Source organism: Streptomyces sp. NBC_00557, assembly GCF_036345995.1.
Lineage (GTDB): Bacteria > Actinomycetota > Actinomycetes > Streptomycetales > Streptomycetaceae > Streptomyces.
The window spans coordinates 5690965-5717590 of sequence record NZ_CP107796.1 but is presented as its reverse complement, the minus strand read 5'-3'; the positions used below and the strand labels follow the sequence as shown (position 1 = coordinate 5717590).

Annotated in this window: 22 protein-coding genes; 11 read left to right on the top strand and 11 right to left on the bottom strand. The window is 69.3% G+C overall.

Going from position 1 to position 26626, the window contains the following annotated elements:
* Positions 1–203: 203 nt before the first annotated feature.
* A complete protein-coding gene (locus OG956_RS24980; protein WP_330340221.1) occupies positions 204–1916 on the top strand; it encodes a SulP family inorganic anion transporter in 1713 nt (570 codons plus the stop codon).
* A 46-nt stretch (positions 1917–1962) separates the two neighbouring features.
* Here OG956_RS24980 and OG956_RS24975 read toward each other — a convergent pair whose 3' ends face one another.
* Genes OG956_RS24975 through OG956_RS24960 form a run of 4 tightly spaced genes read right to left on the bottom strand, consistent with a single transcriptional unit; the run spans position 1963 to position 6643 of the window.
* Entirely contained in the window at positions 1963–2886 is a 924-nt protein-coding gene (locus OG956_RS24975) for a carbamate kinase (protein ID WP_330340220.1), read from the bottom strand.
* Between the two features lie 3 nt (positions 2887–2889).
* Positions 2890–3891, bottom strand: coding sequence for an ornithine carbamoyltransferase (gene argF / locus OG956_RS24970; protein WP_330340219.1), 1002 nt, complete (start codon positions 3889–3891; stop codon positions 2890–2892).
* Between the two features lie 18 nt (positions 3892–3909).
* Positions 3910–5124, bottom strand: a complete 1215-nt coding sequence (locus tag OG956_RS24965; RefSeq protein WP_330340218.1) for an arginine deiminase — start codon at positions 5122–5124, stop codon at positions 3910–3912.
* A gap of 28 nt (positions 5125–5152) precedes the next feature.
* Positions 5153–6643, bottom strand: a complete 1491-nt coding sequence (locus OG956_RS24960) for an APC family permease (protein ID WP_330340217.1) — start codon at positions 6641–6643, stop codon at positions 5153–5155.
* 553 nt (positions 6644–7196) lie between these two features.
* Here OG956_RS24960 and OG956_RS24955 point away from each other — a divergent pair.
* Together OG956_RS24955 and OG956_RS24950 are read left to right on the top strand one after the other, a co-directional pair.
* Complete coding sequence (locus tag OG956_RS24955) at positions 7197–7652, top strand: cyclic nucleotide-binding domain-containing protein (RefSeq protein ID WP_330340216.1); 456 nt, start codon at positions 7197–7199, stop codon at positions 7650–7652.
* Positions 7653–7679: 27 nt separating this feature from the next.
* Positions 7680–8384 (top strand): CBS domain-containing protein, encoded by a 705-nt coding sequence (locus OG956_RS24950; protein ID WP_330340215.1) that lies wholly within the window; start codon positions 7680–7682, stop codon positions 8382–8384.
* Between the two features lie 72 nt (positions 8385–8456).
* On the opposite strand, the gene OG956_RS24945 is transcribed toward OG956_RS24950, so the two are convergent.
* Positions 8457–9149 carry a response regulator transcription factor gene (locus tag OG956_RS24945; RefSeq protein ID WP_330340214.1) on the bottom strand — a complete coding sequence of 231 codons (693 nt, stop codon included), beginning with the start codon at positions 9147–9149 and terminating at the stop codon, positions 8457–8459.
* A gap of 389 nt (positions 9150–9538) precedes the next feature.
* Here OG956_RS24945 and OG956_RS24940 point away from each other — a divergent pair, with 389 nt between their 5' ends.
* From OG956_RS24940 to OG956_RS24930, 3 genes are all read left to right on the top strand, one after another.
* Complete coding sequence (locus OG956_RS24940) at positions 9539–9937, top strand: hypothetical protein (RefSeq protein WP_330340213.1); 399 nt, start codon at positions 9539–9541, stop codon at positions 9935–9937.
* Between the two features lie 268 nt (positions 9938–10205).
* Positions 10206–12893 (top strand): bifunctional acetaldehyde-CoA/alcohol dehydrogenase, encoded by a 2688-nt coding sequence (adhE, locus tag OG956_RS24935; RefSeq protein WP_330340212.1) that lies wholly within the window; start codon positions 10206–10208, stop codon positions 12891–12893.
* Between the two features lie 209 nt (positions 12894–13102).
* On the top strand, positions 13103–13594 hold the full coding sequence (locus OG956_RS24930; RefSeq protein WP_330342939.1) for a pyridoxamine 5'-phosphate oxidase family protein: 492 nt from the start codon (positions 13103–13105) through the stop codon (positions 13592–13594).
* A gap of 94 nt (positions 13595–13688) precedes the next feature.
* Here the strand turns inward: OG956_RS24930 and OG956_RS24925 are convergent, their stop codons facing one another.
* From OG956_RS24925 to OG956_RS24910, 4 genes are all read right to left on the bottom strand, one after another.
* Positions 13689–14588 (bottom strand): universal stress protein, encoded by a 900-nt coding sequence (locus OG956_RS24925; protein WP_330342938.1) that lies wholly within the window; start codon positions 14586–14588, stop codon positions 13689–13691.
* A gap of 127 nt (positions 14589–14715) precedes the next feature.
* Positions 14716–15465: a pyruvate formate-lyase-activating protein gene (pflA, locus tag OG956_RS24920; RefSeq protein WP_330340211.1), complete on the bottom strand. Its 750-nt coding sequence runs from the start codon at positions 15463–15465 to the stop codon at positions 14716–14718.
* Complete coding sequence (pflB, locus tag OG956_RS24915) at positions 15462–17723, bottom strand: formate C-acetyltransferase (protein WP_330340210.1); 2262 nt, start codon at positions 17721–17723, stop codon at positions 15462–15464. Before pflB ends, pflA begins: the two co-directional genes overlap by 4 nt.
* Positions 17724–17900: 177 nt before the next feature.
* Entirely contained in the window at positions 17901–18341 is a 441-nt protein-coding gene (locus OG956_RS24910; protein ID WP_330340209.1) for a pyridoxamine 5'-phosphate oxidase family protein, read from the bottom strand.
* A gap of 177 nt (positions 18342–18518) precedes the next feature.
* Here OG956_RS24910 and OG956_RS24905 point away from each other — a divergent pair, with 177 nt between their 5' ends.
* Positions 18519–18908: an STAS domain-containing protein gene (locus OG956_RS24905; RefSeq protein WP_330340208.1), complete on the top strand. Its 390-nt coding sequence runs from the start codon at positions 18519–18521 to the stop codon at positions 18906–18908.
* Between the two features lie 92 nt (positions 18909–19000).
* Here the strand turns inward: OG956_RS24905 and OG956_RS24900 are convergent, their stop codons facing one another.
* Complete coding sequence (locus OG956_RS24900; protein WP_330340207.1) at positions 19001–19981, bottom strand: Acg family FMN-binding oxidoreductase; 981 nt, start codon at positions 19979–19981, stop codon at positions 19001–19003.
* Positions 19982–20277: 296 nt separating this feature from the next.
* Here OG956_RS24900 and OG956_RS24895 point away from each other — a divergent pair, with 296 nt between their 5' ends.
* The 4 genes from OG956_RS24895 to OG956_RS24880 all read left to right on the top strand — a co-directional run bounded on the left by OG956_RS24895 (position 20278) and on the right by OG956_RS24880 (position 25699).
* Entirely contained in the window at positions 20278–20877 is a 600-nt protein-coding gene (locus OG956_RS24895; protein WP_330340206.1) for an Rv1733c family protein, read from the top strand.
* 186 nt (positions 20878–21063) lie between these two features.
* Entirely contained in the window at positions 21064–21753 is a 690-nt protein-coding gene (locus OG956_RS24890) for a hypothetical protein (protein ID WP_330340205.1), read from the top strand.
* Positions 21750–23699 (top strand): hypothetical protein, encoded by a 1950-nt coding sequence (locus tag OG956_RS24885; protein ID WP_330340204.1) that lies wholly within the window; start codon positions 21750–21752, stop codon positions 23697–23699. The genes OG956_RS24890 and OG956_RS24885 overlap by 4 nt, the downstream gene beginning before the upstream one ends.
* Positions 23700–23752: 53 nt before the next feature.
* Positions 23753–25699 (top strand): hypothetical protein, encoded by a 1947-nt coding sequence (locus OG956_RS24880; protein WP_330340203.1) that lies wholly within the window; start codon positions 23753–23755, stop codon positions 25697–25699.
* A 24-nt stretch (positions 25700–25723) separates the two neighbouring features.
* On the opposite strand, the gene OG956_RS24875 is transcribed toward OG956_RS24880, so the two are convergent.
* Positions 25724–26626: a ParB N-terminal domain-containing protein gene (locus OG956_RS24875; RefSeq protein WP_330340202.1), complete on the bottom strand. Its 903-nt coding sequence runs from the start codon at positions 26624–26626 to the stop codon at positions 25724–25726.

Sequence of the window (26626 nt, the reverse complement as noted above, 5' to 3'; positions counted from 1 at the left end):
CGACGTCTCCTTGACGTGTCTCACTCTCGTCCGATGCTTGACGCCGCGCCGGATGCCGAAGGTCTCCATCCGTTGGGCTGAACGTCCCTGCATGCGCGGCCCGTTGGGCTGAAGGTGGCCAACCGGGCAGGTGGAAGACCGGGCGGGTGTCGCGGTTGATCGCGCGGCCATGGATGCTGGGCCCAGGCAGAGAGGGGCGGCAGATGGCTCAGGACACGGGCAGACGGTTGTCGTGGTGGTGTCGGCTGGTACCCGGCCTCGACGCCCTGCTCGGTTACCGGCGCTCGTGGCTGAGGGGCGACCTGCTGGCCGGCGTGACGGTGGCGGCCTACCTCGTGCCGCAGGTGATGGCGTACGCGGGGTTGGCAGGGCTACCGCCGGTCGCCGGACTGTGGGCGATCCTGCCCGCCCTCGCGATGTACGCGTTGTTCGGGTCCTCCCGCCTGTTGTCGGTGGGGCCCGAGTCGACGACCGCTCTGATGACGGCCACCGTGGTGGGCCCGCTCGCCGACGGGGACGCGGGGCGCTACGCATCGCTGGCCGCGGCCCTCGCGGTTACGGTCGGCCTGCTGTGCCTGGTCGCCCGGGCAGTGCGGCTGGGCTTCCTTGCGGACCTGCTCTCCCGCCCTGTCCTGGTCGGATATCTGGCGGGGGTGGGCCTGATCATGATGGTAGACCAACTGCCCCGGCTCACCGGCGTGCGGACCACCGGGTCGCAGTTCTTCCCCCAACTGTGGTCCTTCGTCCGACACCTGGCGGACGTCGACGCGGCCACGGTCGTCTTCGCCGCGGTCGCGCTGGTGTTCCTGTTCGCGGTGAAGCGGTACGTGCCGGCGCTGCCGGGACCGCTGCTGACGGTGATCCTCTGCACGGCAGCGGTCACCGTCTTCGACCTCGACCACCGCCATCGCATCACGGTGATCGGCGAGGTGCCCTCGGGGCTGCCCTCGCTCGCCCTGCCGGACCTGAGCGAGCTGCCGCACCTGGTACTGCCCGCGCTGGGCGTCCTGATCGTCGCCTACACCGACTTCATTCTCACCGCGCGCGCCTTCACCGGCCGCACGGACGACGAGCCGGGCCTGGACGCCAACCAGGAGTTCCTGGCGCTGGGTGCGGCCAACGTCGGCGCGGGCGCCCTGCACGGCTTTCCGGTGAGCAGCAGCGCCAGTCGTACCGCGCTCGCGGCCTCGACGGGTGCCCGCAGCCAGGGCTACTCCCTGGTGGCCGGAGCGGTGGTCCTCGCGGTCCTGCTGTTCTTGAGCCCCTTGCTGAGCCGGACGCCATCGGCGGTGCTGGGGGCGCTCGTCGTGTACGCCGCCGTCCGCATGATCGACTTGGCAGGCTTTCGCCGACTGGCCTCCTTCCGCCGCCGCGAACTCACGCTCGCGCTCGGCTGCCTGGCCGGCGTACTCGTTCTGGACATCCTGTACGGGGTGATCGTGGCGGTCGGCCTGTCGGTGGCCGAGCTGCTGACGCGGGTGGCGCGACCGCACGACGCGGTCGAGGGGCTGGTGCCCGGGTTGGCAGGCATGCACGACATCGATGACTATCCGCAGGCACGCACGATCCCGGGCCTGCTGGTCTACCGCTACGACTCGCCCCTGTTCTTCGCCAACGCGGAGAACTTCCGGCGCCGAGCCCTGGCCGCCGTCGACCGACAGACCGTGCCCGTCCGCTGGTTCGTCCTGAACACCGAGGCGAACGTCGAAGTCGACATCACGGCCCTCGACGCGGTCGACGAACTGCGCCGCGAACTCGGCCACCGTGGCGTTGTGTTCGCCCTCGCCCGAGTCAAGCAGGACCTCATGGACGACCTGAAGGCGTACGGCCTGGCAGACTCCGTGGGCACGGACCTCATCTTCCCCACGCTGCCCACCGCGGTCGCCGCCTACCGCGAGTGGAATGGCCAGCGATAGGAATCGGTAGTTGAGCGGCATGGAGCGGGACCGGCTACTCCCTCTGTCACCCGACCGTGAGGTCCGGCCGGATCAGCGTGCCCGACCTGCCGTGGACGATCTCGTACGCCGCGTCCAGGGCACCGATCGCAGCGAGACCTCCGGTGTGCTCGACGAAGCGGGCAGCAGCCTCGGCCTTGGGGCCCATTGAGCCGGCCGGGAACCCACCGTGCCGCAGTTCCCGGGGGGTGGCATCGAGCAGCGGGTGCTGGTCGGAGGTGCCGTACCCCTCGTAGACGTAGGGGACGTCAGTGAGGATGAGCAGGAAGTCGGCCTTGAGGTCCTCGGCGAGCAGGGCCGCGGTGAGGTCCTTGTCGATGACGGCCTCCACTCCGGTCAGTGCGCCGGTGTCGCGGTCGGCGGTGACGGGGACCCCGCCTCCGCCGGCGCAGATCACCAGGGTCCCGCTGTTCAGCAGTTCGTGGATGGTGTCGGTCTCCAGGATGCGTTCGGGTGCGGGTGAGGCGACGACGCGTCGCCAGCCGGTGGTGTCCCGGGCGATGTGCCAGCCCCGCTTGCGGGCCAGTGCCTTGGCCACTGGCGCGGAGTACACCTGGCCGACGAACTTCGTGGGCCGTTCGAAGGCGGGGTCGTCGGTCCGCACGAGGGTGTGGGTGACGAGGGCGGCGATCCGGTGCCCGGGCAGAGCGTCGTGCATGGCACGGGTGAGCAGGGAGCCGATCATGCCCTCGGTCTGGGCACCGAGCAGGTCCAGCGGATACGGGGCGCTCAGGGCCGGGTCGGCCTCACTCTCCATGGCGAGGAGGCCGATCTGCGGGCCGTTGCCGTGGGTGATGACCAGCTCGTGTTCGTGGGCGAGGGCGGCCAGTGCGGTGGCGACCCGGTCGATGTTGGCCTGCTGGACGGCCGCGTCGGGGCGTTCCCCGCGGTGCAGCAGGGCGTTGCCGCCGAGGGCGACGACGATGCGCATGGTTCAGTCCTCCAGGGTGGCGACGAGCACGGCCTTGATGGTGTGCAGCCGGTTCTCGGCCTGGTCGAAGACGATCGAGGCGGGCGAGGAGAAGACCTCGTCGGTGACTTCGAGGCCGTTCAGGCTGTAGGTCTCGAACAGCTCCTGGCCGAGCCGGGTGCGGTGGTCGTGGAGGGACGGCAGGCAGTGCATGAACTTCACGGCCGGGTTGCCGGTGAGGGCGAGCGTCTTGTCGTTGACCTGGTACGGGAGCAGCAGCTCGATCCTCTCCCGCCACGTGTCCGCAGGCTCGCCCATGGAGACCCAGACGTCCGTGTGCAGGAAGTCGGCGCCGTGTACGGCGGTCTCGACGTCCTCGGTGAGGGTGATGCGCGCCCCGCTTCGGCCGGCCGCTTCCCGGCATGTGACGACCAGCGCGGGGTCCGGCCACAGCGCCTGGGGCGCGGCGATGCGCACGTCCATGCCGAGCAGCGCGCCCATGGACAGCAGCGAGTTGCCCATGTTGTTGCGGGCGTCGCCCAGGTAGCAGTAGGTGACGTCCGCGAGGGGCTTGGTGCTGTGCTCGCGCATGGTGAGCATGTCGCACAGGCTCTGGGTGGGGTGGGCGGTGTCGGTCAGCCCGTTGTAGACGGGGACGCCGGCGTGGGCGGCCAGTTCGGTGACGATCGACTGGGCGGAGCCCCGGTACTCGATGCCGTCGAACATGCGGCCGAGGACGCGGGCGGTGTCGGCGATGGACTCCTTGTGTCCGACGTGAGTGTCGCCGGGGCCGAGGTAGGTGGTGCGGGCGCCCTGGTCGGCGGCGGCGACCTCGAAGGCGCAGCGGGTGCGGGTGGAGGTCTTCTCGAAGATCAGGGCGATGTGCTTGCCGCTCAGACGTGGCTGTTCGGTGCCGGCGTGCTTGGCTGCCTTGAGGTCGTGGGCGAGATCGAGGAGGTGGTGGATCTCGCGGGCGGTGAAGTCGAGTTCGCTCAGGTAGGAGCGGCCTCGCAGGTCGATGGTCATGGTGGTGTCCTTACGGGGTCAGGCGACCGGGTCGCGCTCGATGGGGCAGCTCATGCAGCGGGGGCCGCCCCGGCCGCGGCCGAGTTCGGCGCCGGCAATGGTGACGATCTCGATGCCCTGCTTGCGCAGGTAGGTGTTGGTGGTGACGTTGCGCTCGTAGCCGACGACCACGCCGGGTGCGAGAGCGAGGAAGTTGCTGCCGTCGTCCCACTGCTCGCGCTCGGCGTTGCGGATGTCCTGGGGAGCCGAGAGCATCCGCACCTTGTCCAGGTCGAGGGCCTCGGCGAGCGCGGTCGCGAGATCGGAGTTCGCGGTGACGTCGAACCCGGTCTCGCGGCTGTCACTGGGCCGCAGCGTCCAGGAGCGCAGGGAGTCGGCGAGGCCGGGGTAGACGACGAAGGCGTCGCGGTCGACCATGGTCAGCACGGTGTCCAGGTGCATGTACGCGCGGGCTGCGGGCAGTTGGACGGCGATCAGCCTGCTCGCCGTGCCGGCCGCGAAGAGCCGGGTGGCCAGGTTCTCCACGGCCTGGGCCGTGGTGCGCTCCCCCATGCCGACCATGACGGTGCCGTTGCCGAGGACGTGGACGTCTCCGCCTTCGAGGGTGCCGACGGGTCCGTCGAGCAGAGGTGCGGGCGCGACGCCGGCGAACATCGGGTGGAACCGGTAGATGGCCTCGGCGTGCAGGCTCTCGCGTCGCCGGGCGGGCTTGGCCATCGGGTTGACCGAGACCTGGTCGTACATCCAGCAGGAGTTGTCGCGCGGGAAGAGGTGGTTGGGCAGCGGGGCGAGGGCGAAGTCGTCGGGGCCGAGGGCGTTCCACACCAGGCTGTGCGGGGTGGTGAGCGGCAGGTCGCTCTTGAGGAGGCCGCCGATCAGGTATCCGGCGAGGGTCTCCCCGTCGAGTTCGGCGCACAGTTCGCGCACCGGGTCGATGAGGGCCGGGCCCACGGTGCCGGGAGTGACGACCCGGTCCAGGAGCCAGTCGCGGGCCTGCGGGACGTCGAGGGTCTGGGCGAGCAGGTCGGCGAAGTAGTGGACGCGGGCGCCGTGGTCGCGCAGGACCTGGGCGAAGGCGTCGTGCTCCTCGCGGGCGCGCTTGGCCCACAGGATGTCGTCGAAGAGCAGGGCGTCGACGTTGCGCGGGGTGAGGCGGGAGAGTTCGAGGCCGGGGCGGTGCAGGATGACCTGGCGCAGTGGGCCGACCTCGGAGTCGACGTGGAAGGTGTTCATCGCTGAGGTTCCTCTGTGCTGGGGGTGGTCAGTCGTGGTGGCGGAGGTCGTTGCGCTTCCGAGCTGCGCTGATGCGGCTGGTGCGGAGGGCTCGGGAGAGCCGCTGGGCCGGCGGGGGCGTCTCGGGTGCGCGTTCCGGCCGGTCCACGGTCGCCGCGGTCCTCGGGGCCGTGGCCTCGCCGAAGGTGTCCTGTCCCCGCTTCAGCCAGACGTAGACGGGGACGCCGAGCAGCAGGACGAACAGGCCGTAGTAGACGGTCTGGTAGCCGCTTCCCTGGATCGACCAGTACGAGAAGGCGAGGGCGAGCGCGGCGACGGTGATGTCACGGGCGAGTCTGCGGGGGCTGAGGTTCTCCCGGCCGCGGACCAGCAGCCAGTACAGCTGGGCGGCGGCGGAGAAGAGGTAGGGGATGACGGCGGTCAGCACGCTGAGCAGCACGATCTTGGTGAAGACGTCGTCGAAGCGCGTGTAGCTGAACACGGTGATCAGCGAGGCCAGCACGGTCGAGGCGACGATGCCGAAGGCCGGGACACCGCCCTCGCCGCGCAGCCGGGCAAAGGCCTGCGGGAACAGCCCGTCGCGGGCGGCCGCGTACGGCATCTCCGCGCACAGCATGGTCCAGCCGTTGAGGGCGCCGATGCCCGAGATGATCGCGGCGACGGCCACCATGTCTCCGGCCCAGCTGCCGCCGAAGATGCTGTTGGCCGCGTCGGTGAAGGGAGCGGTGGATCCGCCGAGCTTGCCGTGGGAGACGGTGCCGAAGACGGCGAGGGTGCCCAGGATGTAGATGATGGCGCAGATGAGTGTGCCGTAGACGGTGGCGCGGGGGACGTTGCGCTCCGGCTCGCGGACCCGGCCGGCGACGACGGAGGCTGCTTCCAGGCCCAGGTAGCTGAACAGGGCGATGGCGCCCGCGGCCGAGATCGCGCCCAGCGCCGACTGGCCGCTGGCGTTGAATGGGCCGAAGTTGTGGACGTCGATGAACAGCAGGCCGACGGTGGCCATGAAGATCAGGGGAACGAACTTCAGCACGGTCGTGATCACCTGGAACGCGCCCATGTTCCGGATGCCGGTGAGGTTGATCGCGGCGGGAATCCACAGGCCGACCAGCGCGAGGAGCACCGAAATCCACTTCTGGTGCCCGGTGTTGACGAACACCTCCACGTAGCCGACCCAGGCGACGACGATGGCCGCGTTGCCCGCCCATGCGGTGATCCAGTACGACCAGGCGTTGAGGAATCCGGCGAACTCCCCGAAGGCCTCGCGAGCGTAGACGTACGGACCACCGCTCGCCGGCACGCGCTTGGACAGCGCCCCGAAGGTCAGTGCCAGCGCGAGCGCGCCGAGGGTGACGGCGATGAAAGCGACGAGGGAGATGGGCCCGTACGGGGCGAGGGCGGAGGGCAGCGCGAAGACTCCGGTACCGATGATGCTGCCGATGACGAGCGCGGAGGCGGCGGGAAGGCCGAGCGCCGCCGTGGGCGCCGTCCCCTTTCCGCCTCCTGTGGTTCTGGGCATGGCTGAGGCTCCTTACAGACCAGTGTGGGTGAGTCGATCCGCGACTGATCTTTCTGCCCCTCAGCCGCGCACAGTCAGCGGCCACACGGCCCACGCCCGACCCCGATGGTCCCGTTGTCGCAAGCCTGGACAGCCCAACTCGGCCGCTTCCCGCTGCTCCTGGTCATAGGACATGGGCCGTTCGGTCCACGGCATGGTCCGCCCAGCCCCATCGTCAGCACCGTGCCGGGCTCGACAATCGAGGGCAGGAGCTACGGCCGGGCTCGCGACGCGATGCCAACCGGCCGACGGTGCCATGTCCTTACGGCTCGTTCGAGATGGGTCCCGCACACCCCATGAGCCGCGAGGGCTTCCGCGCGAGTCTCGTGTTGGGGAGGCATGATCCTCGCGCCGCGGCCGCCGCCCTCACCGACACGGGGGCGGCGGCCGTCTTCACTGCCATCTGCTCTGGGGCCGGATGGCCCTGCTCCGGCCCCATTGGCCCCTCGCACGGTCCGAGTCGGCGCCACAAGCTGGAGGCATCAGTCCGTACACCCTGACCGGGAGGCCGGCCATGAACACCCCGAGCATGCTGCGCGCACTGCCTATCGAGCACCGGCAACGGCTCATGCGTCTTGCTCGGGAGGTGTCCTTCCCGCAGGGGACGCGCATCTTCAACGAAGGGGCACGTGCGGACCGGTTCTGGATCATCCGCACCGGTTCCGTCGATCTCGACACACACGTCCCCGGCCGGCGCCGCGCCGTCGTCGAGACCCTCGGCCACAACGAACTCGTCGGTCTGTCCTGGCTGTTCGCGCCGCACGTGTGGCATCTGGGCGCCACGGCGGCGACACCGGTACGGGCCTACGAGTTTGACGCCACGGCCGTCCGCTCCCTCTGCCAGGACGACCCGGCACTCGGACGTGCCGTCACCCAGTGGGCCGGCGACGTGCTGGCCCACCGCCTCCGTACCACCAGGGCCCGGCTGCTGGACCTCTACGCCCCCTACGGCGCCGGAAGCGCCGTGTGAGCGGGCTGACTGGATGAAGGAGTCACCGTGCACAGTACCCCGCACATCGTCAGCGACGTCATGTCCCACACCGTCGCCGCAGTCGGCCGAGGGGCCGCCTTCAAAGAGATCGTGCAGCTCATGCAGGACTGGAAGGTCAGCGCCCTGCCTGTCCTGGAGGGCGAAGGCCGCGTGGTCGGCGTCGTCTCCGAAGCCGACCTGCTGCCCAAGGAGGAGTTCCGCGACAGCGACCCCGACCGGGCCACCCAGCTGCGCCGCCTCGACGACCTGGCCAAGGCCGGCGGCCTCACCGCCGAGGACCTCATGACCTCCCCCGCCCTCACCGTCCACGCGAACGCGACACTCGCCCAAGCCGCACGGACCATGGCACACGCCAAGGTCAAGCGCCTTCCCGTCGTCGACGACGTGGGCATGCTGCAGGGCATCGTCAGCCGCGCGGACCTGCTCAAGGTGTTCCTTCGGGACGATGAGGAGATCGCCGAGGAGGTCAGGCAGGAGGTCGTGGCGTATCTCTTCCCTGCGCCGGTGTCAGCCGTGCAGGTGGAGGTGCGAAACGGCGTCGTGAAGCTCATCGGCCACGCCCGGGGCACATCCCTGGTCCCGGTGGCCGCGCGCCTGGTCCGGGCCGTCGAGGGCGTGGTCGACGTGGAGTTCGAGCTGACGCGCTCCGATGGCCCTGCGGAGTCGAACGCTCCTGACGCGAACGGCGGCGAAGCCCTGTCTCCGGCCTGAGCCAACAGCGGGATCCTCGCCGGGCCGTACTAACCCTCCAGATTCGTTCTCATCTGTGCCGCTCTCCCGGTTTCAGTGCCCTTCCTGCCGCTGCCGGTCCTGGACCTGAGTGGCGATGACAGCGGCCTGGATACGGCGCTCGACGCCGAGCTTGGCCAGCAGACGGGAGATGTGGTTCTTCACCGTCTTCTCGGCCAGGTACAGTCGCTGGCCGATCTGGCGGTTGGTCAGACCCTCACCGATCAGAGCCAGGATCTCCCGCTCCCGCTCGGTCAGTCCTTGCAGTCCGTCGGGCTGCTGCTCCTCCTGCTGGCCGCCGCGCAGCCGGGCCATCAGCTTGGTGGTGGCACTGGCGTCCAGCAGGGACTGGCCGGCGGCCACGGTGCGTACGGCGGACACCAGGTCCGAGCCTTGGATCTGCTTCAGGACATAACCGGACGCGCCCGCCATGATCGAGTCGAGCAGTGCCTCCTCGTCGTCGAAGGAGGTCAGCATGAGGCAGGCCAGCTCAGGCATGCGGGAGCGCAGCTCCCGGCACACGGTCACGCCGTCGCCGTCAGGCAGACGGACATCGAGCACGGCCACCTGCGGGCGCAACGCGGGCACCCGCACCAGTGCCTGCTCCACGGTGCTGGCCTCGCCGATCACCTCGATGTCCGGCTCGTCGTTCAGCAGGTCGCGCACCCCGCGCCGCACCACCTCGTGGTCGTCCAGCAGAAAGACCCGGATCGGGTTGCCGGCGCCGGGCTGCTCGCTGTCCGCCATCAAACTGCTCCCTGGTTCCGCGTTCCGCACCGATGTCCGCTCGTGGACGGAATCGGCCCTCCGTTCAGAGATCCTTTCCCGTATCCGGGCCGAAAGGCCAGGGCCGGTCGGCCCTGTTGTCCACCCATAGTGCCCCGCGGCCATGAGATACCTCTGCCGCCAGAGTACGAAACGGCCCGTCGCCCCCTTCAGTGGTCAGGTGCCACGGCTCTGATGCTCTGGGAAGCCGAAGCCGAAGCCGAAGCCGAACCGGGCCCGCATACCCGAATCGCACCATCCCCAGGGTGAAGGTCCAATGGCCCCGCTGCTGGGGCCCGACAGCCCTGGGCCGGGACCGCTGATCGCAGAAGTCTGGAGCCGCTGCGAAACGATCAGAAGGAGCGGAGCACATGACTGCCAAGGACACCAGCACCCAGGTCACGAGCACCGTCGCCGTAGAGGTGCGTGTGGAAGGTGATGTGGACGAGGAAGCCGTCGCATACCTCCGGGAGAAGGTCGACGCGGTCCTCGGCCGACCAGGGCTTCCAGCCGTGAGCGGTGCGGTGAGGGTCACCAGGGCGGTGGCGCACCACGCCGAGCGGCCCTGGTCCGCCGGGGCCGAGCTCGTCGTGGGGAACGCCCTCGTGGTCGTGCATGCCCAGGAGGCCACGGGACACGAACTGGCGGACCGGCTGCAGGACCGGCTACGCAGCCAGATGAACCGTGTCCTGCACCGCAAGGAGGAGGCCCGCAGGTCGGCCACTCCTCCTCCGTGGCGCGGCGGCCGTGCCGACAGCGGCCGAGAGTAGAACCCATCGTGAGCCTCCGCTGCGGCACGGTCGCTCTTCTCCGCGTACGTGTGGTTCCTGAGCCCCGGCGAGGGGGCTGCTCGGACGGGTCGCCAGGCCTCGCCAGACCAGTGCTGGTCAGCCCCCGGAAGGGACCATCGGCACCTGGGAGTCGGGGCCGGGCAGGACGAGAGTGAAGGCGTGAGCGGCACCGATCCCCCGCGGTGCCGCTCCCGTCCGCCCACCGTCGGCCACCGCCGACGGCTCTCGTCAACGGAGGCGCTCCCCAATGACCCGTCATGAGGCCGGAACCCAGGCGACAGCAGCTGCCGACGCGCCGTCCGACATCGCCATCGCCGTGGACCAGCTGGTCACGAACGGACTCAAGGCGCTCGCCGACTACGACGCCCTCACCCAGGAGCAGGTCGACCACATCGTCAAGAAGGCCTCGGTCGCCGCCCTGGATCAGCACACCACGCTGGCCCACCTGGCCGTGGATGAGACCGGACGCGGGGTCTTCGAGGACAAGGCCGCGAAGAACATGTTTGCGTGCGAGCACGTCACGCACAGCATGGGCCCGATGAAGACCGTCGGGGTCATCGCCCGCGACGACATCGAGGACATGATCGAGGTGGCCGAGCCGGTCGGCGTGGTCTGCGCGATCACACCGGTCACCAACCCGACCTCCACCACTGTCTTCAAAGCCCTGATGGCGCTGAAGACGCGCAACCCGATCGTGTTCGCCTTCCACCCCTCGGCCCAGCGGTGCAGTGCGGCGGCGGCCCGGATCGTACGGGACGCGGCCGTCGCCGCCGGCGCGCCGGAGCACTGCGTGCAGTGGATCGAGACCCCGTCGGTGGAGGCGACCGGCCTCCTGATGCGCCACCCTGGCGTCTCGCTGATCCTCGCCACCGGCGGCAACGCCATGGTCAGGGCCGCCTACTCGGCGGGCAAGGCCGCCCTGGGAGTCGGTGCGGGCAACGTCCCGGCGTACGTGCACAAGAGCGCGAAGCTGCGCCGGGCCGTCAACGACCTGGTGCTCTCCAAGTCGTTCGACAACGGCATGATCTGCGCCTCCGAGCAGGCCGTCATCCTGGACGACGAGATCTACGACGCGGCACTGGCCGAGTTCCGCACTCTGCACGCTCACGTGGCGACCGCCGAGGAGAAGGCGAAGCTGGAAGCTTTCCTGTTCCCGACGGGCCCTGCGAACGCGGGCTGCGAGCCCAAGGTCAACGCCGCGGCCGTCGGTCAGAGCCCTGCATGGATCGCCAAGCAGGCGGGCTTCACCGTCCCAGGCGACACCTCGCTGATCCTGGTCGAGGCCGAGCGGGTGGGTCCGGACGAGCCGCTGACCCGCGAGAAGCTCTGCCCGGTGCTCGCCGTGCTGCGCACCGGCTCCGAGGAGCAAGGCTTCGACCTCGCCGCGGACATGGTCGCGTTCCACGGCCAGGGTCACACCGCGGTCATCCACACCGAGGACCCGGCGCTCGCGGAGGCATACGGCCGGCGCATGAAGACCGTACGGATCATCGTCAACGCCCCCTCGTCGCAGGGTGCCATCGGCGGCATCTACAACAGCCTGCTGCCATCCCTCACCCTGGGCTGCGGCTCCTGGGGCCACACCTCGGTGTCCAACAACGTCTCCGCCGTCCAACTGCTGAACATCAAGCGGGTCAGCACGCGCCGCAACAACCTGCAGTGGTTCAAGGTCCCGCCGAAGATCTACTTCGAGCCGCAGTCCCTGCGCTACCTGACCTCCATGCCGGACGTCCACCGCGTCACAGTCGTCACCGACGCCACCATGACCCGCCTCGGCTTCGTCGACCGCGTCAGCAGGGTCCTGCAGCGGCGCCACGAACCGGTCACCCTCCAGATCATCGACAACGTCGAACCGGAGCCGAGCATCGACTCCGTCCGGCGCGGTGCCCAGCTCATGCGCGACTTCCGCCCGGACACGATCATCGCGCTCGGTGGCGGCTCGCCGATGGACGCCGCCAAGGTGATGTGGCTCCTCTACGAGCACCCGGACATCGACTTCGCCGACATGCGGCAGAAGTTCTCCGACATCCGCAAGCGCGCCTTCCGCTTCCCGGTCCTCGGCACCCGGGCCCGCCTGGTGTGCGTGCCCACCACCTCCGGCACCGGCGCGGAGGTCACCCCCTTCGCGGTGATCTCCGACCCCACCAGCGGCAAGAAGTACCCGCTCGCCGACTACGCGCTCACCCCGAGCGTGGCCATCGTCGACCCGCTGCTCACCGCGGACCTGCCCCCGGCGCTGGCGGCCGACAGCGGCTTCGACGCCCTCACCCACGCCATAGAGGCGTACGTGTCCGTCTACGCCAACGACTTCACCGACGGCCCGGCCCTGCACGCGATCCGGCTGATCTTCGACAACATCGAAGCAGCGGTGAACGACCGCAAGGGCCGTCCCGACGCACGGGAGAGGATGCACAACGCCGGCACGATCGCCGGCATGGCCTTCGGCAACGCCTTCCTCGGCATCGTCCACGCCATGTCGCACACCCTGGGCGCCACCTTCCACGTCGCACACGGCCGTACCAACGCGGTTCTGCTGCCGCACGTCATCCGCTACAACGGCACCATTCCGGCGAAGCTCACGGGCTGGCCCAAGTACGAGCACTACCGCGCCCCGGAACGCTTCCAGGACATCGCCCGAGCCCTCGGCCTGCCCGCCTCCACCGCGCAGGAGGGCGTGGAGTCGCTGGCCCGCGCAGTGGAGCGGCTGCGCGACGCCGTGGGCATCGAGCCGTCGTTCCAGGCCCTCGGCATCGACGAGCGCACGTTCCTGGACGCTCTGCCGCAGCAGGCCCTGAACGCCTACGAGGACCAGTGCGCGCCGGCGAACCCGCGCATGCCGATGCTCGACGACATGCAGGAGATCATGCGCACGGCCTACTACGGGGGTGCGCTGGGCCGACCGAACGCCGACAAGGGCCGAACGGCCCTGGCGTGAAGAGCTTCGGTGCCGTTCCAATGACCTGATCAGCCTGCCCGCGGTTCCAAGCCGGGTGCCACGGACACGCAACCACCACGTCTTGAGGGGACGACGCACATGCCGTACCGGCGCACCGGCCGCGACCACGGCGAAAGGCCGTGCAGCCGCCTCGCCGCCCCAGTCGAAGAAACGCAGCAGTGAGCAACGAGACCGTACGGAAGCCCGCCATGACCATCGACACCGCACAGGACCTCCCTGTCGGGCCACGCCGAAGCATCGAGCTGGACAGCGACGAAGCCCTCCGGCTGTTGGGCAGCGTGTCCTTCGGACGGATTGTCTTCACCCGCCACGCGCTGCCGACCGTCCGCCCGGTCAACCACGTCCTGGACAACGGCGACATCGTCATCCGCACCCACGAGGGCGCGGCCCTGACCGCGCGTGCCGGGCAGGCCGACGGTCAAGGCGTCGTGGTGGCCTACGAGGCCGACGCCATCGATCCCGACACGCACCTCGGCTGGAGCGTGGTGGTCACCGGCTACGCGCACCTGGTGACCGACGCGGAGGAACTGGCCCGGTACCAGGCACTGCTCACCCCGTGGGTGCACCGGACCATGGACTACGCGGTGCGCATCCGCCCGGACCTCATAACCGGCGTGCGGCTCACCGCTGACGTAACCGGCGCGCGGCCCACCGCCGACGACGAGTCCGGCGGCGCCTGATCGCAGTCCGACTGCAAAGCCATGCGGCGTGAGAACCGTCCGGGTTCTCACGCCGCGTTCAGCCCGATGCCGGCTCCGCTCGCCGGGTGGCACGTCAAGCGTGCGGGACCACCGCGACCGGTGCGGTGGCGTGGTGCAGCACCGCGTGGGTGACCGGGCCGATCGGCGTCCGGCGCCGGCGGCGACCGACCACGACCAGGGACGCGTCGCGCGAGGCCTCCACGAGGTGGGAGCCCGCCTTGCCGATCACGGCCTGCTCCGTCACCTCGACGCCGGGGAACTTGTGCCGCCAGGGCTCCAGCGCCTCGGCCAGGGCGCGGTGCATCTCCCCGGTGAGTTCATCGTGCAGTTCGGCGTTGAGGTCGCCGCCATTGTCGTAGTAGGGCAGTTCCGGGCTCCGGCCATGGACGACGCGCAGCCTCGCGGCACGCTGAGAGGCGGCCTCGAAGGCGAATCCCATCACGGTGTCGTTCGGCGCCGTCGAGTTGAGGCCCAGGACGACGTCACGGAACGGCGCGGCCCCGGACCCGAAGCCGCCAGGCTGGCGTTCGTCCTCGGAGCGCAGGCCGCCCCGCACGAGGACGACAGGCCGCCGGCTGTCCGCCACGACTGCCTGGGCGACGGACCCGACCAGGAATCCGGTCACGCCGCCCAGACCGCGAGAGCCCAGCACCAGTAGGTCTGCTGTTCCAGCCGCGCCGAGCAAGGCGGTGACGGGTTCTTCGGTAAGACTGTCGGTGGTGATCTGCAGGCCCGGGTGGCGCCGCGCGATCACAGCTTCGGTCTCGCGAAGCATGCGGTCCGCCCGGCGAATCTGCTCGCCCGGGCTCAGGGACGGCTGGGTTGCCCCGCCCAGGGGCGCGTAGAGCTGCCGCCCAAGGGCGTGGACCAAGTGCAGCGGGAGGTCCCGGAGCAGGGCTTCCCTGGCCGCCCAGTCGGCGGCGGTCAGGCTCTCCGGGGACCCGTCCAGGCCTGCGGTGATGGTGCGGGGCATCTCGGCCTCCTTCAAAGTCACGAATTCAGTGTCGATGCCGTGTACTTGGGACAGGAGAGGCCTCAGGTCCCTGCGCGGAGGCCGTCCGGCCCACGCGCGGATGAACGTTCGATGGGCGTCGGCCGACTCACAACGCCCGCAGCCCGTGCTCCCGGAACTGCTCGCGCACGCGTTCCGTCAGCTCCGGATCGGGCACGGGCGTGTCGCGCAGCGGGAAGTCGATGCCGAGGGCGTCGTACTTGTGGGCGCCGAGTTTGTGGAAGGGCAGGACGTCCACCCGGTCGACGTTGCTCAGCCCGGCCAGGAAGGCGCCGAGACCGTCCACCGCGGACGCATCGTCTGTCCAACCGGGGACAAGGACGTAACGGATGTACACGGGGACGGCCAGCCGGTCCAAGCGGGTGGCGAAGTTGAGCGTGGGGGCCAGCCGGCCGCCGGTGAGCCTGCGGTAGGTGGTGGCGTCGAACGACTTGATGTCCAGCAGCACCAGGTCGGTGTCGGCGAGGAGCCGGTCGGAGGCGCGGTGGCCCAGGAAGCCGGAGGTGTCCAGCGCCGTGTGCAGTCCAGCCTCCTTGCAGCGGTGCAGGAGGGAGCCGGTGAACGCCGGCTGGAGCAGCGGCTCCCCGCCCGTGACGGTCACCCCTCCCCCGGCCGTGGCCAGGAAACCCCGGTACTTCTCGATCTCCCCCATGACCTCGTCCACCGAGGTCTCACGGCCGTCGCGCATGTGCCAGGTGTCGGGGTTGGCGCAGTACAGGCAGCGCAGCGGGCAGCCGCTGACGAACAGGACGAACCGGGTCCCGGGACCGTCCACGCCGGTGGACAGGTCCCAGGAGTGCACCCGACCGGTCACCGCCGGCGCCGAGGTGACGTTCACAGCGACCCGTGGAAGGTGCGGCTGATCACGTCGAGCTGCTGCTCACGCGTGAGACGGACGAAGTTGACGGCGTAGCCGGAGACCCGGATCGTCAACTCGGGGTACTTCTCGGGGTGTTCCATGGCGTCCTCGAGCGTCGCCCGGTTCAGGACGTTGACGTTCATGTGGAAACCGCCGAAGGTCATGTACCCGTCGAGGATGCCGACCAGGTTGCCTGCACGCTCTGAGGGGTTGTGCCCGAGCCCCTCGGGCGTGATGGTCGTGGTCAGGGAGATTCCGTCGCGGGCCTGCTCGTACGGCAGCTTCGCCACCGACAGGGCCGAGGCGACGACACCGTGCCGGTCCCGGCCGTTCATCGGGTTGGCACCGGGCGCGAAGGGCTGTCCGGCGCGGCGGCCGTCGGGGGTGTTGCCGGTGTGCTTGCCGTAGACGACGTTCGAGGTGATGGTGAGGACGGACTGGGTGTGCTCGGCGCCACGGTAGGTGGGGTATTGGCGCACCTTCTCCATGAAGGACTCCACCAGGTCGACGGCGATGCCGTCGGCGCGGTCGTCGTTGTTGCCGTACGCCGGGAAGTCGCCCTCGGTGCGGAAGTCGACGGCGAGTCCGGTGGCGTCCCGGAACACCTTCACCCGTGCGTACTTCACGGCGGACAGGCTGTCAGCGGCCACCGACAGACCGGCGATCCCGCAGGCCATGAACCGGTGCACGGGGTAGTCGTGCAGGGCCATCTCCAGACGTTCGTAGGCGTACTTGTCGTGCATGTAGTGGATGACGTTGAGCGCGTTGACGTACGTCCGGGCCAGCCAGTCCAGGACGTGGTCGTAGGCCTCGATCAGTTCCTCGTAGTCGAGATACTCCCCGGTCAGCGGGGGCGCTGCGGGCGCGATCTGTTCGCCGGTCATCTCGTCGCGGCCGCCGTTGACCGCATAGAGCAGCGCCTTGGCGAGGTTGACGCGGGCGCCGAAGAACTGCATCTGCTTGCCGACCGCCATGGCGGAGACGCAGCAGGCGATGGCGGTGTCGTCGCCGGTGCGTGGGCGCATCAGGTCGTCGGACTCGTACTGGACGGCGCTGGTGTCGATGGAGACCTGGGCGCAGAACTCCTTGAAGCCGTCGGGCAGCCGGGGCGACCAGAGAACGGTCAGGTTGGGTTCGGGGGCGGGGCCGAGGTTGTAGAGGGTCTGCAGGAAGCGGAAGGAGTTGCGGGTGACCAGGGTGCGTCCGTCGGCACCCATGCCGCCGATGGACTCCGTCACCCAGGTCGGGTCGCCGGAGAACAGGGCGTCGTACTCGGGTGTGCGCAGGAAGCGCACGATCCGCAGCTTGATCACGAAGTCGTCGATCAGCTCCTGGGCCCGCCTCTCGTCGATGGTCCCGTCTGCCAGGTCCCGCTGGAGGTAGACGTCGAGGAAGGTGGAGGTGCGGCCGAGCGACATGGCCGCGCCGTTCTGTTCCTTCACCGCAGCCAGATAGCCGAGGTAGAGCCACTGCACGGCCTCCTGGGCGGTGGCGGCGGGGCGGGAGACGTCGCAGCCGTACGACGCCGCCATCCGCGTCAGCTCTTCCAACGCCTTCATCTGTTCGGCGAGTTCCTCCCGGTCACGGATGACCTCGGTGGAGGATGCGCAGGCATCGAGCAGGGCACGCTCGGCCTTCTTGGCCTGGATCAGGCGGTCGGTTCCGTACAGAGCGACGCGCCGGTAGTCGCCGATGATCCGGCCGCGGCCGTAGGCGTCGGGCAGTCCGGTGATGACGCCGGCCTTGCGGGCGGCGCGCATCTCCGGGGTGTAGGCGTCGAAGACGCCGTCGTTGTGGGTCTTGCGGTAAGTGCCGAAGACCTTGGTGACGAACGGGTCGGGCTCGTAGCCGTACGCCTTCAAGCCGTTCTCGACCATGCGCAGCCCGCCGTTGGGCATGATCGCGCGTTTCAGCGGGGCGTCGGTCTGCAGGCCGACGATCAGCTCACGGTCCCGGTCGATGTAGCCGGGGGCGTGCGAGGTGATCGTGGAGGGGGTGGCGGTGTCCACGTCGAGGATGCCCTTGCGCCGCTCCTCGGGGAACAGGGCGCTGACCTTGTGCCAGACGGCGCGCGTGCGCTCGGTCGGGCCGGTCAGGAACTCCGGGCCGCCTTCGTACGGCGTGTAGTTGGCCTGGATGAAGTCGCGTACGTCGATCCGGTCGCGCCAGCCCCGGCCGGCGAAGCCACGCCAGGCATCGGCGGGAGCGTCCACGTCGGGACGGGTTGCCACGATCATCACTGCCTCCGCATCGTTCGCGACACCGCACACGGACGGTTCCGTGCGCGGCTCCACTGACGATGGTCCTCACGCGCCCCTGGGCGGGGCAGGGCCTGCGGGAACCCGTCGCCGCGCCGTCCGGCCCCGCACCGTTGGGCCCTTCGGTCCAAGCCGCGGGCACGTGGTGCCCAGCGGTCAGGCGGAGAGGTGCAGGCCGTACACGGTGCGGCCGCCAACGAGTTCACGCCCGGTGACCAGTTCAGACTCGATGCGCACGAAGACCTCCTCGGGCGAGGGAACCCAGGAGTGCAGGCCGACCCGCTCCAGGCGTGCCGCCTCGGCCGGATCCGTCACGATCTCCGCACGACCGGTCACGACGACACTCCAGCCAGAGTGCGTCTCCACGTCGGCCGCGTCCGCCTCGAAGGCGACGACCGCGCCGTCGACCGCGCGGGCCAGCTCCGAGGCCGTGGAGGTGCGCAGCAGCACCGCTCCGTCGGCGTCCAGGCCGAAATTCACCGGCACGACCGCGGGCAGCGCCTGGCGCGTGAAGACGATACGGCCGATGGGAGCCGTCGCCAGCAGGCGCAGGCACTCGTGACGACCGAGTTCGCGGAAACCATCGTTCGGGTACATGAGTCAGCCCGTCTTTCGCCCGGTGGAGGGGGTCACAGTCCATGCTGAGACCGCGAGTGGACTCGGGTGAGGGCCACGGGTCCCGCCCTGACCGGAGAGCGGCCCGAGGAAACGCGGCGGCGAAGGGGGGCCGTACGGCCCTTCCGGCGCGCCCATCGGCCCGGGTTTCCTCGGACCATGGTCGAAACCCTCGTCACCTCCGCACCCCGCCACACCGAGCGTGCCGCTAACGGGACGACCGTCGTGGAGCTGCGCGGTGAGATCGACATCCTCACGGCACCGTCGCTTGGGGCGCGCCTGGACGGTCTGACGGCGGTCGTCCTCCCTGACCTCGTGGTGGACCTTCGCGCCGTGTCCTTCATCGACTGCGCCGGACTGGGGGTGCTGTGCCGGGCGCGGAACAGGGTCATGGAACGGCACGGCCGGCTGCGTGTCGTCACTGACAGCAACCAATTCCTTCGAATTCTTCGTGGTGCGGGGCTGGATGGCGTGTTCGAGATCTACGACCACCTGCCCGAAGCCATGGCTGCTGTGCCCTGCAGGGACCTCACCGCCGCAGCGGGCTGATAAGGCCGGGGCGCAACCAGCGACCACATGGGGCCTTCGGAGTGGCCGCGGGCCCAGGATCACGGCCACCCAGACGGCCTGGTCGTTGAGCGTCAGCACACCTGATCCGGTGCACGTCTCGGAGTGGACGGTCCCTCCGGTCCGTACCCGAGGCGAATCAGCATCTGCGCATGCCCGGTGAGGTCCGGCACGGGGCTCACATCTCGGCGCAGGTCGGGCCACTCCATCGGCTGGTGCAGCAGGGAGGCACGCAGACCGTGCGCTGTGGCCACCAACAGGTGGTGCTCCAGCGCCTGTCCGGCGCGCAGCCAGTCGCTGCGGCGGTCGTGCTCGGTGGTCAGCAGGGCAACCACCGGCAGGGACTCGAAGGGCTGGGCTGGGAGCCGCTCAGGATGCCGTTGTGCGGTGAAGTCACGCATGGGCAGCTTCTCGTGCGCGTCCTGCAGCCCCAGCGCCGCTTGGGGGATGCCAACGTTGGCAGAGTCGTCTGGATCCCGGTGTACCCATCGGCGGCTCTCCACTGCCCGGTCCGGGTCGGCGCGGTTGCGGCGCTCCGCCGCCGCGACCACGCGCAGCAGCCGAGCCGTCTCGGTGGGCCCGGGGAAGGTCATGGTGGCGCCTTCCGTTTGAGCGGCATCGGCGAGCTCGACTCGAACGTTCGGCGGAAGCGGCCTGCCGGAGAAGGGGAACCTGCTGCTGTGCCTGCGCCAGATCATCGAGTAGAGATCGGGGCGGTGCCCCGCAGTGTGCCGCTGGGCCGTCCCGGCCAGCCGGAGGTTGGCCAGCACGCTCGGGTCCTCGGGATCCGGCAGCAGGCGTACCACAGGCGCCCAGCCGAAGTGGGCCGCAGCCACGCGCAGGTTGAAGACAGCGGCACCGACAGACAGATGCAGAGCCCGGCCTACAGGATCCGCGTGGCGCAGGCCACGCTCGGGCACGGCGCGTACCTCCAGCTCGCCGGTCTCCGGGTCGAGCCGGAAACGCCACGGCTGGGTGTTGTACATCGAGGGCGCGGCCCCTGCGGCCGAGATGCAAGCTTCCAGGGTCGCGGCGTCAAGAGGCGCGGTTTGCATGATGGCCTCCTCCCGTACGAAGTCAGACAGGTGCGGATGTCCTACGAGCGTGAGAGCACCACGGCAGAACGGCGAGGGGCCGATGGTCCCTTTGCCAGGCCCGTGCAGGGCACACTGGCCCACTACGCACGGGTACAGAACCACGGTGAGTCCACAACCCGTGCGTGTGCTGGGCCGAACCGCCCAGCACCGGCCCGGGCTTGGCCCGATCGGCCCTCGGCTTCCGCCTGATCGGCCCATGTCACGGCGCGCCTGGGCTGTCACCTTCGTGTGTGACGCCGAGGAGGTGCGGAGAGATGCGCGAGGACAGGCCCGCGAACAGGAAGCGCAAACGAACGAGGGTGCCGCTGTGGCGATGGCGGAACAACCCGATCCGGCGACGCGACGACATCCTCGAGGCATGGCTCGTTCTGGCTATATGGGTGCTCATCGCGGTGGGGGGCACGGCGGCCGGTGTGGTGACGGCCCATGCAGCCGACCAGGTCTTCGCCCAGCAGCGGGCCGACCGGATACCCGTCCGCGCCGTTCTGCTCGATGACGTCCCGCGTCCCGCGACCTCGGGGATGGGCAGGGATCTTGCCTCGGCAAGGGTCCGCTGGACGAACTCCGACGGCTCCACGCGCAGTGGTATGACGCTGGTGACCACCGGGAAGAAGGCCGGCTCAACGGTGAGTATCTGGATCGACGGCCAGGGGAAGCTGAGCACCCAGCCGACGCCCCCCACCGAGGCGGCCGTCGAGGCAGCACTCTTCGGAGGCTCGGCCGCCCTCGCGCTGAGCGGCGTGGTCTTCGGCATCGGCAGCGCCGGGCGGTGGTGGCTCGACCGGCGACGCATCGCGCAGTGGGACAGGGAGTGGACCCTGGTCGGGCCGAAATGGGGCCACAAGACCAGTTGACCCGCAAACCGCGCGCGAGATTCACCGACCGCGCCGAGGCTGATCTTCGGGCTCCGGTGAGCTCTGGCCAGGCAATCCGGCGGCTGCCCCAAGAATCGTGCTCAACCGGTTACGGAACGCTTCACCCGTGTGTTATCTGTGGGGATCTTCAGGTTTGTTGCAAAGGCAGCGGTCGACGGGGGTGGCATGGCAGAGCAGGAAGGGGTACGGCGGGCGTCGCGAGTACAGGACGCGGTTCGCTTGCTGTTCGTCCTGGACCGGTGCGGTGCGTCGTGCGGAACCGATGAAGACCAGGCCCTGCCGCAGGGGGCCGTCGGGGTCATCCGAGGGCAGAAGCGGTTGCAGGCACTGGACTTCTGGCTCCGCAACCCTGACTACCTCGCCGACGAGCTGCTCAACCAGGTCGAGAACGGTTCGGCACCGGACCCGGAGTCGGCGCTGACCCAGGCCAGGGACCTACTGGACGGGGACGAGCCGGACGTGTCCCGGTACCCGATGGTCCGCTGGCGTTTCGGGGCCTGGGAACCGCTGGACGATGCCCTGGCCCTGTTGTTCGCACACAACCTGATCGCCGTCGAGGCGGTTGGCGAGCCTCCGGCCAAGGTCGAGCGGTGGGACTACTACCTCCTGACCGCCGGCCGCGACCTGGCTGCCGAACTGCGCGCCGACGCCCCGGATCTGGCCTGGTACGACGAGCGAGCCGCGATCGTCCTCTCCGTGGCTGGGCAACGCAGCGGCAGCCAGCTCAAGGAGATCCAGTACGGGCAGGCCGAGTACGAACGGACGGTATGGAAGGCCAGCATCAGCGGCATCACGGAGCGGGTGCGCGAGCGGCTGGCCCGGATCACGGGACAGCCGGTGGGGGCGAGTGAATGAGCGACTTCGTGCAGGCGGTGGCCCGAAAGGCCGGCATCAGCGACGAGCAGGCCGGGGAGATCCTGGCACGTCACGGGGTCAGGGAGAGCGGGATTCTGCCCAAGCCCCATCGGCTACTTGTCCGGAGGATCGCGTTCACCGGAGAGAAGACCGGCAAGTCGACCGGGGCTGTGGACTTTTCTTGGGACCTCGGACCGGGCCTGTGGTGCGTGACGGCGGACAACCTGCGGGGCAAGAGCACCATCCTGGAGATCATCTGGTGGCTGCTGCGCGGCTCCGACGCCCTGCAGGCCGACGTACGGCACTGGATCCACCAAATCAGCCTGGATGCCGAGGTCGATGAGGAGCCATTCACGGTCTACGTCGACACGACCGGAGATCAACTGACCGGCACTCTGACGGTCGGCACCCAGCGGCACATCACGCCGTTCACCGGAGAGCCGGAATTCTCGTCCGTCATGGGCGCCTTCATGATGGATCGCCTGGGACTGGAATTCCTCCGCGGCTGGCGCAAGGACAACGCGGCCCAGGCCGAGAACGACGCCGAGTCTCCGGACGGCCAAGTGATCGTCACCTCGTGGCCCGCCTTCAGCCACGCCCTGCTGTGCCGCAACCGCGAAAACGACGCACTTCTGGGCGAAACGTCCGGCGGCGGGACCATGCAGAGCCTCTTGCAGATGTTCGTGGGCCTGCCCTGGACCACGACCCGACGCGACGCCGGTGCCGCCCTGAATCTGCTGCAGCAGTCGACGAGAGGTGAACGCCGCCGAGCCCAGCAGGATCTACAGGCCCGCGGTGCCTCGTTGGAACAGCTGGAAAATCAGCTCGCCCGGGCCCGCGAATCAGCCGCCCAGGCCGAAGCCGGCCCCAGCCTGGAAGCCGCAGCCGATGCGGTGGAGCAGGCCGCCGCACGCTTGGCCGAGCTCACCGCTCGACACGCCGACCTGGTGCAGGAGATGCACCAAACCCAGCAGGCGGAGGAGGAACTGCACGAGACGCTCGTCCTGGACCAGGCCCGGCTGAGAGACCTGCGCGAGACATCCGTGGCCCAACGCTTCTTCGGCGCCCTGAAGCCCACCTGCTGTCCCCGCTGCTCGACCTCACTTGACCAGCTCCCCCACGCCGAACTGAGCGAGCAGCACTGCCGGATCTGCGGATCGGAGCCCCCCGAGGGGCCCGTCGACTCCTCTGCAGCCGACGACCTCGCCGCCTCGATCGAAACGCTCAAGCAGGCCCACCAGAAGGCCAAGAAGGCCGCCCAGCAGGCCGTTTCAGCCGTCACTGCCTCCGAGACCAAGATCACCGAGGCGCGGACTGCCCTCAGCGTCGCTCAAACGGCCATGCCTGCCGAGTCAGCACTCCGGGTCCACTTGGAGGTCGCCCGCCTCGAAGGCGCTCTCGAAGAGCGCCGTGCCGCCGAGCGCCGCGCACAGCAGCCGCGGGCCAAGTCCACGGAGGAAGCCGTACTCGAAGCCGCTGCCAAGGAAGCCGACAAGCGCACCAAGGCCGCCTCTGCCGCGCTCCTGGGCGAGGTCAGCGCGGAGATCTGCCGTCTGGCCATACGGCTGGGCATGAAAGAACTCCAGCAGATCAAGCTGCAGGCCAACGGCCCCCTGAACGTGACCAAGGGGGACAGCAGGACCACCTTCACCGCCGTCACTCCCGGCGAACAGCTCCGCCTGCGGATCGCCACCCTCCTCGCCCTGCTGCGAGTCGGCCAGTCATCCGGCGTGGGCCGCCACCCTGGTCTCCTTCTGCTGGACTCGGCCGGCGCCCAGGAAACAATCGACGTCGACCTGGCAGAAGTCCTCAGCCAGCTCAAGAGCATCTGCGAGGAAACACCCGGCCTACAAGTCATCACCGCCACCGCCAAACGCGACGTCGCCACTCACGTGATCCCAGCCGACCGCCTCATCGCCGCAGCCCCGGGCGAACCCGTGTGGTGAGCCCTCAGCTAACGTGACCGACCGCCCACCGACCTCGAGAAAGGCCGCCCACCGTGACCCCACTCGAGACGCTCCTCGCCCAGGACGGTGATCCGCCCACGCTCACCACCCTCGGGGGCGAAGACGCCCTCTGGCGGCAAATCGACGCCCTGATCGCATCACCCCTGTGGTTTCGCGCCGCCGAAAGTCTCCTCGCAGAGTGGGACACCCTCGCCCACCCAGATCAAGCCGCCGCCTTCATCACCCGCGCCCTGGCCACAACCACCAGCCCCGCAGCCGCCGACGACATCCTCGACCAGCTCGTCGAGCACCCCGGCTACATCCAGTACGCGGCCAACGAGCTCAACGCCCTGGCTCTCGACCGCAGCCGCCACCACGCCACCCCCCTTGACGCAGAACTCGCCGGCATCTTCCTCGAAGCCGCACTCCGCCTCGCCCTCCCCGGAACCACGCGCCGCTACGGCGTCCTCGACCGCCTCGTCGATCCAACCGCCACCAGCGCACCGGCTGCCTACGCCCGCCGCACCGTCCGCTCCCTCGGCACCGCCTACGAACACTGGCGCGACCAGGACCTGTTCAGCGCCCTGCAACGCTTTGTCGGCGGCCCGGTCCATGGGGACGCCGTCTACGAACTGGCCATGTGCCACCTCGCCGACGCCTTCAACGCCCCCGACCGCGCCACCCTTCTCGGCGCATTCTCGGCCGCACGAGAACTCCTACAGCAGGCCGTCGACGCCGACGAAGACCGCCCCGACGCCACCGCCTATCTCGCCGCCCTTGAAGCCGTCCTCGCCTTCGACACCGGCCACGCCGACACTCTGCGCACCGCTACACAACAGCTCCGCCACTCGCTCAACGAACACGCCATGTGGCTGAGCGGTACCCGCACTCACTGGCGCGCCGGCCGCTACGACACCGAAGCCGTCTGGTACGCCCTCAGCGCCGACCTCGAACACACAGACGCCCATCTCGACCAGCCTCTGCCCGCCTGGCCGAACCAGACCATCCAACACGTCCTCGCCGTCTACACCGCCCACCGCAGTGTGCGTCTCCAGCCGGCCAACGCCGCCGCGGGCCTCCAGGTCATGGTCGCCCCACGCATCGAAGAGGCATTCGCCCGCCGTGAAGGCCTGCTGCTCCACCTGCGCGGCCTCCTCGCCGAAGCGCCAGCGGACTGGGACGCCCCCGCTGCCCGACAACTTCTCCAGGCCGTCGACGAACGTCTGCACGCCCAAAGCCACCAGTCCGCCCTCGGAGCCCCGGGAAAAGCCCCGCAGGCGGCCTACCCGGACCTCGCCGCCATCATCGGTAGCCACGTTCTCGCAGGCCTACCGGCCGAGATGCTCCAGAGCCTCCAAGACCGCCTCTCAGACGACGAAGCAGCCCTGGCCACACGGCTCCCGATCGCGCAGCAACACGTCTTCAACGACATCCTCACCGTCCTCAACGACTGCCCCGACTTCCACAACCCCGTCATCAGACAGGGAACCGTTCGACTGGTCTCCCAGACGATCCGCTTCCTGGACAGTCGCACCAACCGCGCCCGCGCCCACCACACGCCACGCTTCGCGTACCTCTACGCCCCGGGCCCGGACGAGGATCTTCCCAAGGAGAACACCGTCCAAGAAGACCTGCAGGACTACCTGGACGGCAACCTCGAAGACGTCGACATCGAACTCACCGACCGCAGCGGCGGCCGAGCAGACATCGAGGTCCGCTTCCATGGGTTCTCGATCATCATCGAATGCAAGCGGACCAAGGGTAAGACCACCCGCAAGGGGCTACGCCGCTACCTCGGCCAGACCGTCGCCTACCAAGCGAGTGGCATCACCCTGGGCATGCTCGTCGTCCTTGATCTCCGCCCCAAGAAGGACTGGATTCCGAACATTCGCGACAGCATGTGGGCGGAACACGTCGCCGCTCCCTCCTCCGACGAGCGAGGCCGGTGGGCAGTCGTCGTCCGGGTGCCGGGGAACCGCATCACGCCGCACGAGATGTGATCGCGACACCATAGGTGCCACTGCCTACGCCGCCTCCCCTGCCAGCACATCCAGGGCACGCCACGGCTCAGCCGCCGGCACGATGCCGTCTTTGACCAACCGGTCGATCAACGTCCGTACGGCCACCGCTGTTTCCACCGGGATCTCCCGCACGCCGAACACCGCCTCCAACGGCGCAGTTCCCGACCGGGTCGGCTCCCCGGAGTCCGCGTCGAACCAGCCCTCGGCCAGCTCGCCAAGGTGCCGCTCGAACACGGTGAGGATCACGCCAAGCGCCGTCGCACTGTTGCCGATCTTGTACGCGGCTCGGGAGGTCTCCAGCGCATCAAGCACTGGCTCGTACTGCTCCAGGCCTGCGATCCACCGCCGGTCCGCCGTCGCCGCAGACCGCGCCGCGTCGAACGCGGCCTCCGCCCGCTCCAGCTCATTGGGCAGGAACATGAACTGCACGCTGGCGAAGTCGAGGTTCGCCTCGCCCAAGGAGGCGACGTCCACCTTCTCCAGTAGATCCAGAGCCTTGTCATCCAGGCCCGTGTACTGCCTCCACTCCACCGACTCCAGCTCGTCGTACAGCTCCTTGAGGATCGCCGGATCATCCTGGCCTGCGATGGCGTTGTGCGAGAGCTGAAGCGCGATCTGCCGCTGGCGGGGCAACGGCTCGTCTATCTGCATCCACCAGATCTGCGAGAGGCCTGCCTCGATGGCGGCGAGCGTGCGGTGGTTGCCCGACAGCACGACCAGCCGTCCGGCCTCGCGGTCGTTCCACACCAGCGGCGTCGAAGTGAGGCAGCCGTCCCGCTCGATGTTCGCCACGAGCTGCCGGAACTGCTCATGCGGCAGGAACCGCGCGTTCACGTCGAGGAGCGTCAGCGTGCGCGGGTCGCCCTGCACCATCTGCGGTGGGGCGAGGCGAGTGGTCTCCTCCAT

Excerpts from the sequence above, each read along its gene's own strand:
- OG956_RS24895 (WP_330340206.1), top strand. The coding sequence starts at position 20,278 with ATGCGCGAGGACAGGCCCGCGAACAGGAAGCGCAAACGAACGAGGGTG.
- OG956_RS24925 (WP_330342938.1), bottom strand. The coding sequence starts at position 14,588 with ATGCCCCGCACCATCACCGCAGGCCTGGACGGGTCCCCGGAGAGCCTG.
- OG956_RS24930 (WP_330342939.1), top strand. The coding sequence starts at position 13,103 with ATGACCATCGACACCGCACAGGACCTCCCTGTCGGGCCACGCCGAAGC.
- OG956_RS24945 (WP_330340214.1), bottom strand. The coding sequence starts at position 9,149 with ATGGCGGACAGCGAGCAGCCCGGCGCCGGCAACCCGATCCGGGTCTTT.
- argF (WP_330340219.1), bottom strand. The coding sequence starts at position 3,891 with ATGACCATCGACCTGCGAGGCCGCTCCTACCTGAGCGAACTCGACTTC.
- OG956_RS24890 (WP_330340205.1), top strand. The coding sequence starts at position 21,064 with ATGGCAGAGCAGGAAGGGGTACGGCGGGCGTCGCGAGTACAGGACGCG.
- adhE (WP_330340212.1), top strand. The coding sequence starts at position 10,206 with ATGACCCGTCATGAGGCCGGAACCCAGGCGACAGCAGCTGCCGACGCG.
- OG956_RS24965 (WP_330340218.1), bottom strand. The coding sequence starts at position 5,124 with ATGAACACCTTCCACGTCGACTCCGAGGTCGGCCCACTGCGCCAGGTC.
- OG956_RS24960 (WP_330340217.1), bottom strand. The coding sequence starts at position 6,643 with ATGCCCAGAACCACAGGAGGCGGAAAGGGGACGGCGCCCACGGCGGCG.
- OG956_RS24910 (WP_330340209.1), bottom strand. The coding sequence starts at position 18,341 with ATGTACCCGAACGATGGTTTCCGCGAACTCGGTCGTCACGAGTGCCTG.
- pflB (WP_330340210.1), bottom strand. The coding sequence starts at position 17,723 with ATGATCGTGGCAACCCGTCCCGACGTGGACGCTCCCGCCGATGCCTGG.
- OG956_RS24875 (WP_330340202.1), bottom strand. The coding sequence starts at position 26,626 with ATGGAGGAGACCACTCGCCTCGCCCCACCGCAGATGGTGCAGGGCGAC.
- OG956_RS24905 (WP_330340208.1), top strand. The coding sequence starts at position 18,519 with ATGGTCGAAACCCTCGTCACCTCCGCACCCCGCCACACCGAGCGTGCC.
- OG956_RS24975 (WP_330340220.1), bottom strand. The coding sequence starts at position 2,886 with ATGCGCATCGTCGTCGCCCTCGGCGGCAACGCCCTGCTGCACCGCGGG.
- OG956_RS24885 (WP_330340204.1), top strand. The coding sequence starts at position 21,750 with ATGAGCGACTTCGTGCAGGCGGTGGCCCGAAAGGCCGGCATCAGCGAC.
- OG956_RS24940 (WP_330340213.1), top strand. The coding sequence starts at position 9,539 with ATGACTGCCAAGGACACCAGCACCCAGGTCACGAGCACCGTCGCCGTA.
- OG956_RS24980 (WP_330340221.1), top strand. The coding sequence starts at position 204 with ATGGCTCAGGACACGGGCAGACGGTTGTCGTGGTGGTGTCGGCTGGTA.
- OG956_RS24955 (WP_330340216.1), top strand. The coding sequence starts at position 7,197 with ATGAACACCCCGAGCATGCTGCGCGCACTGCCTATCGAGCACCGGCAA.
- OG956_RS24900 (WP_330340207.1), bottom strand. The coding sequence starts at position 19,981 with ATGCAAACCGCGCCTCTTGACGCCGCGACCCTGGAAGCTTGCATCTCG.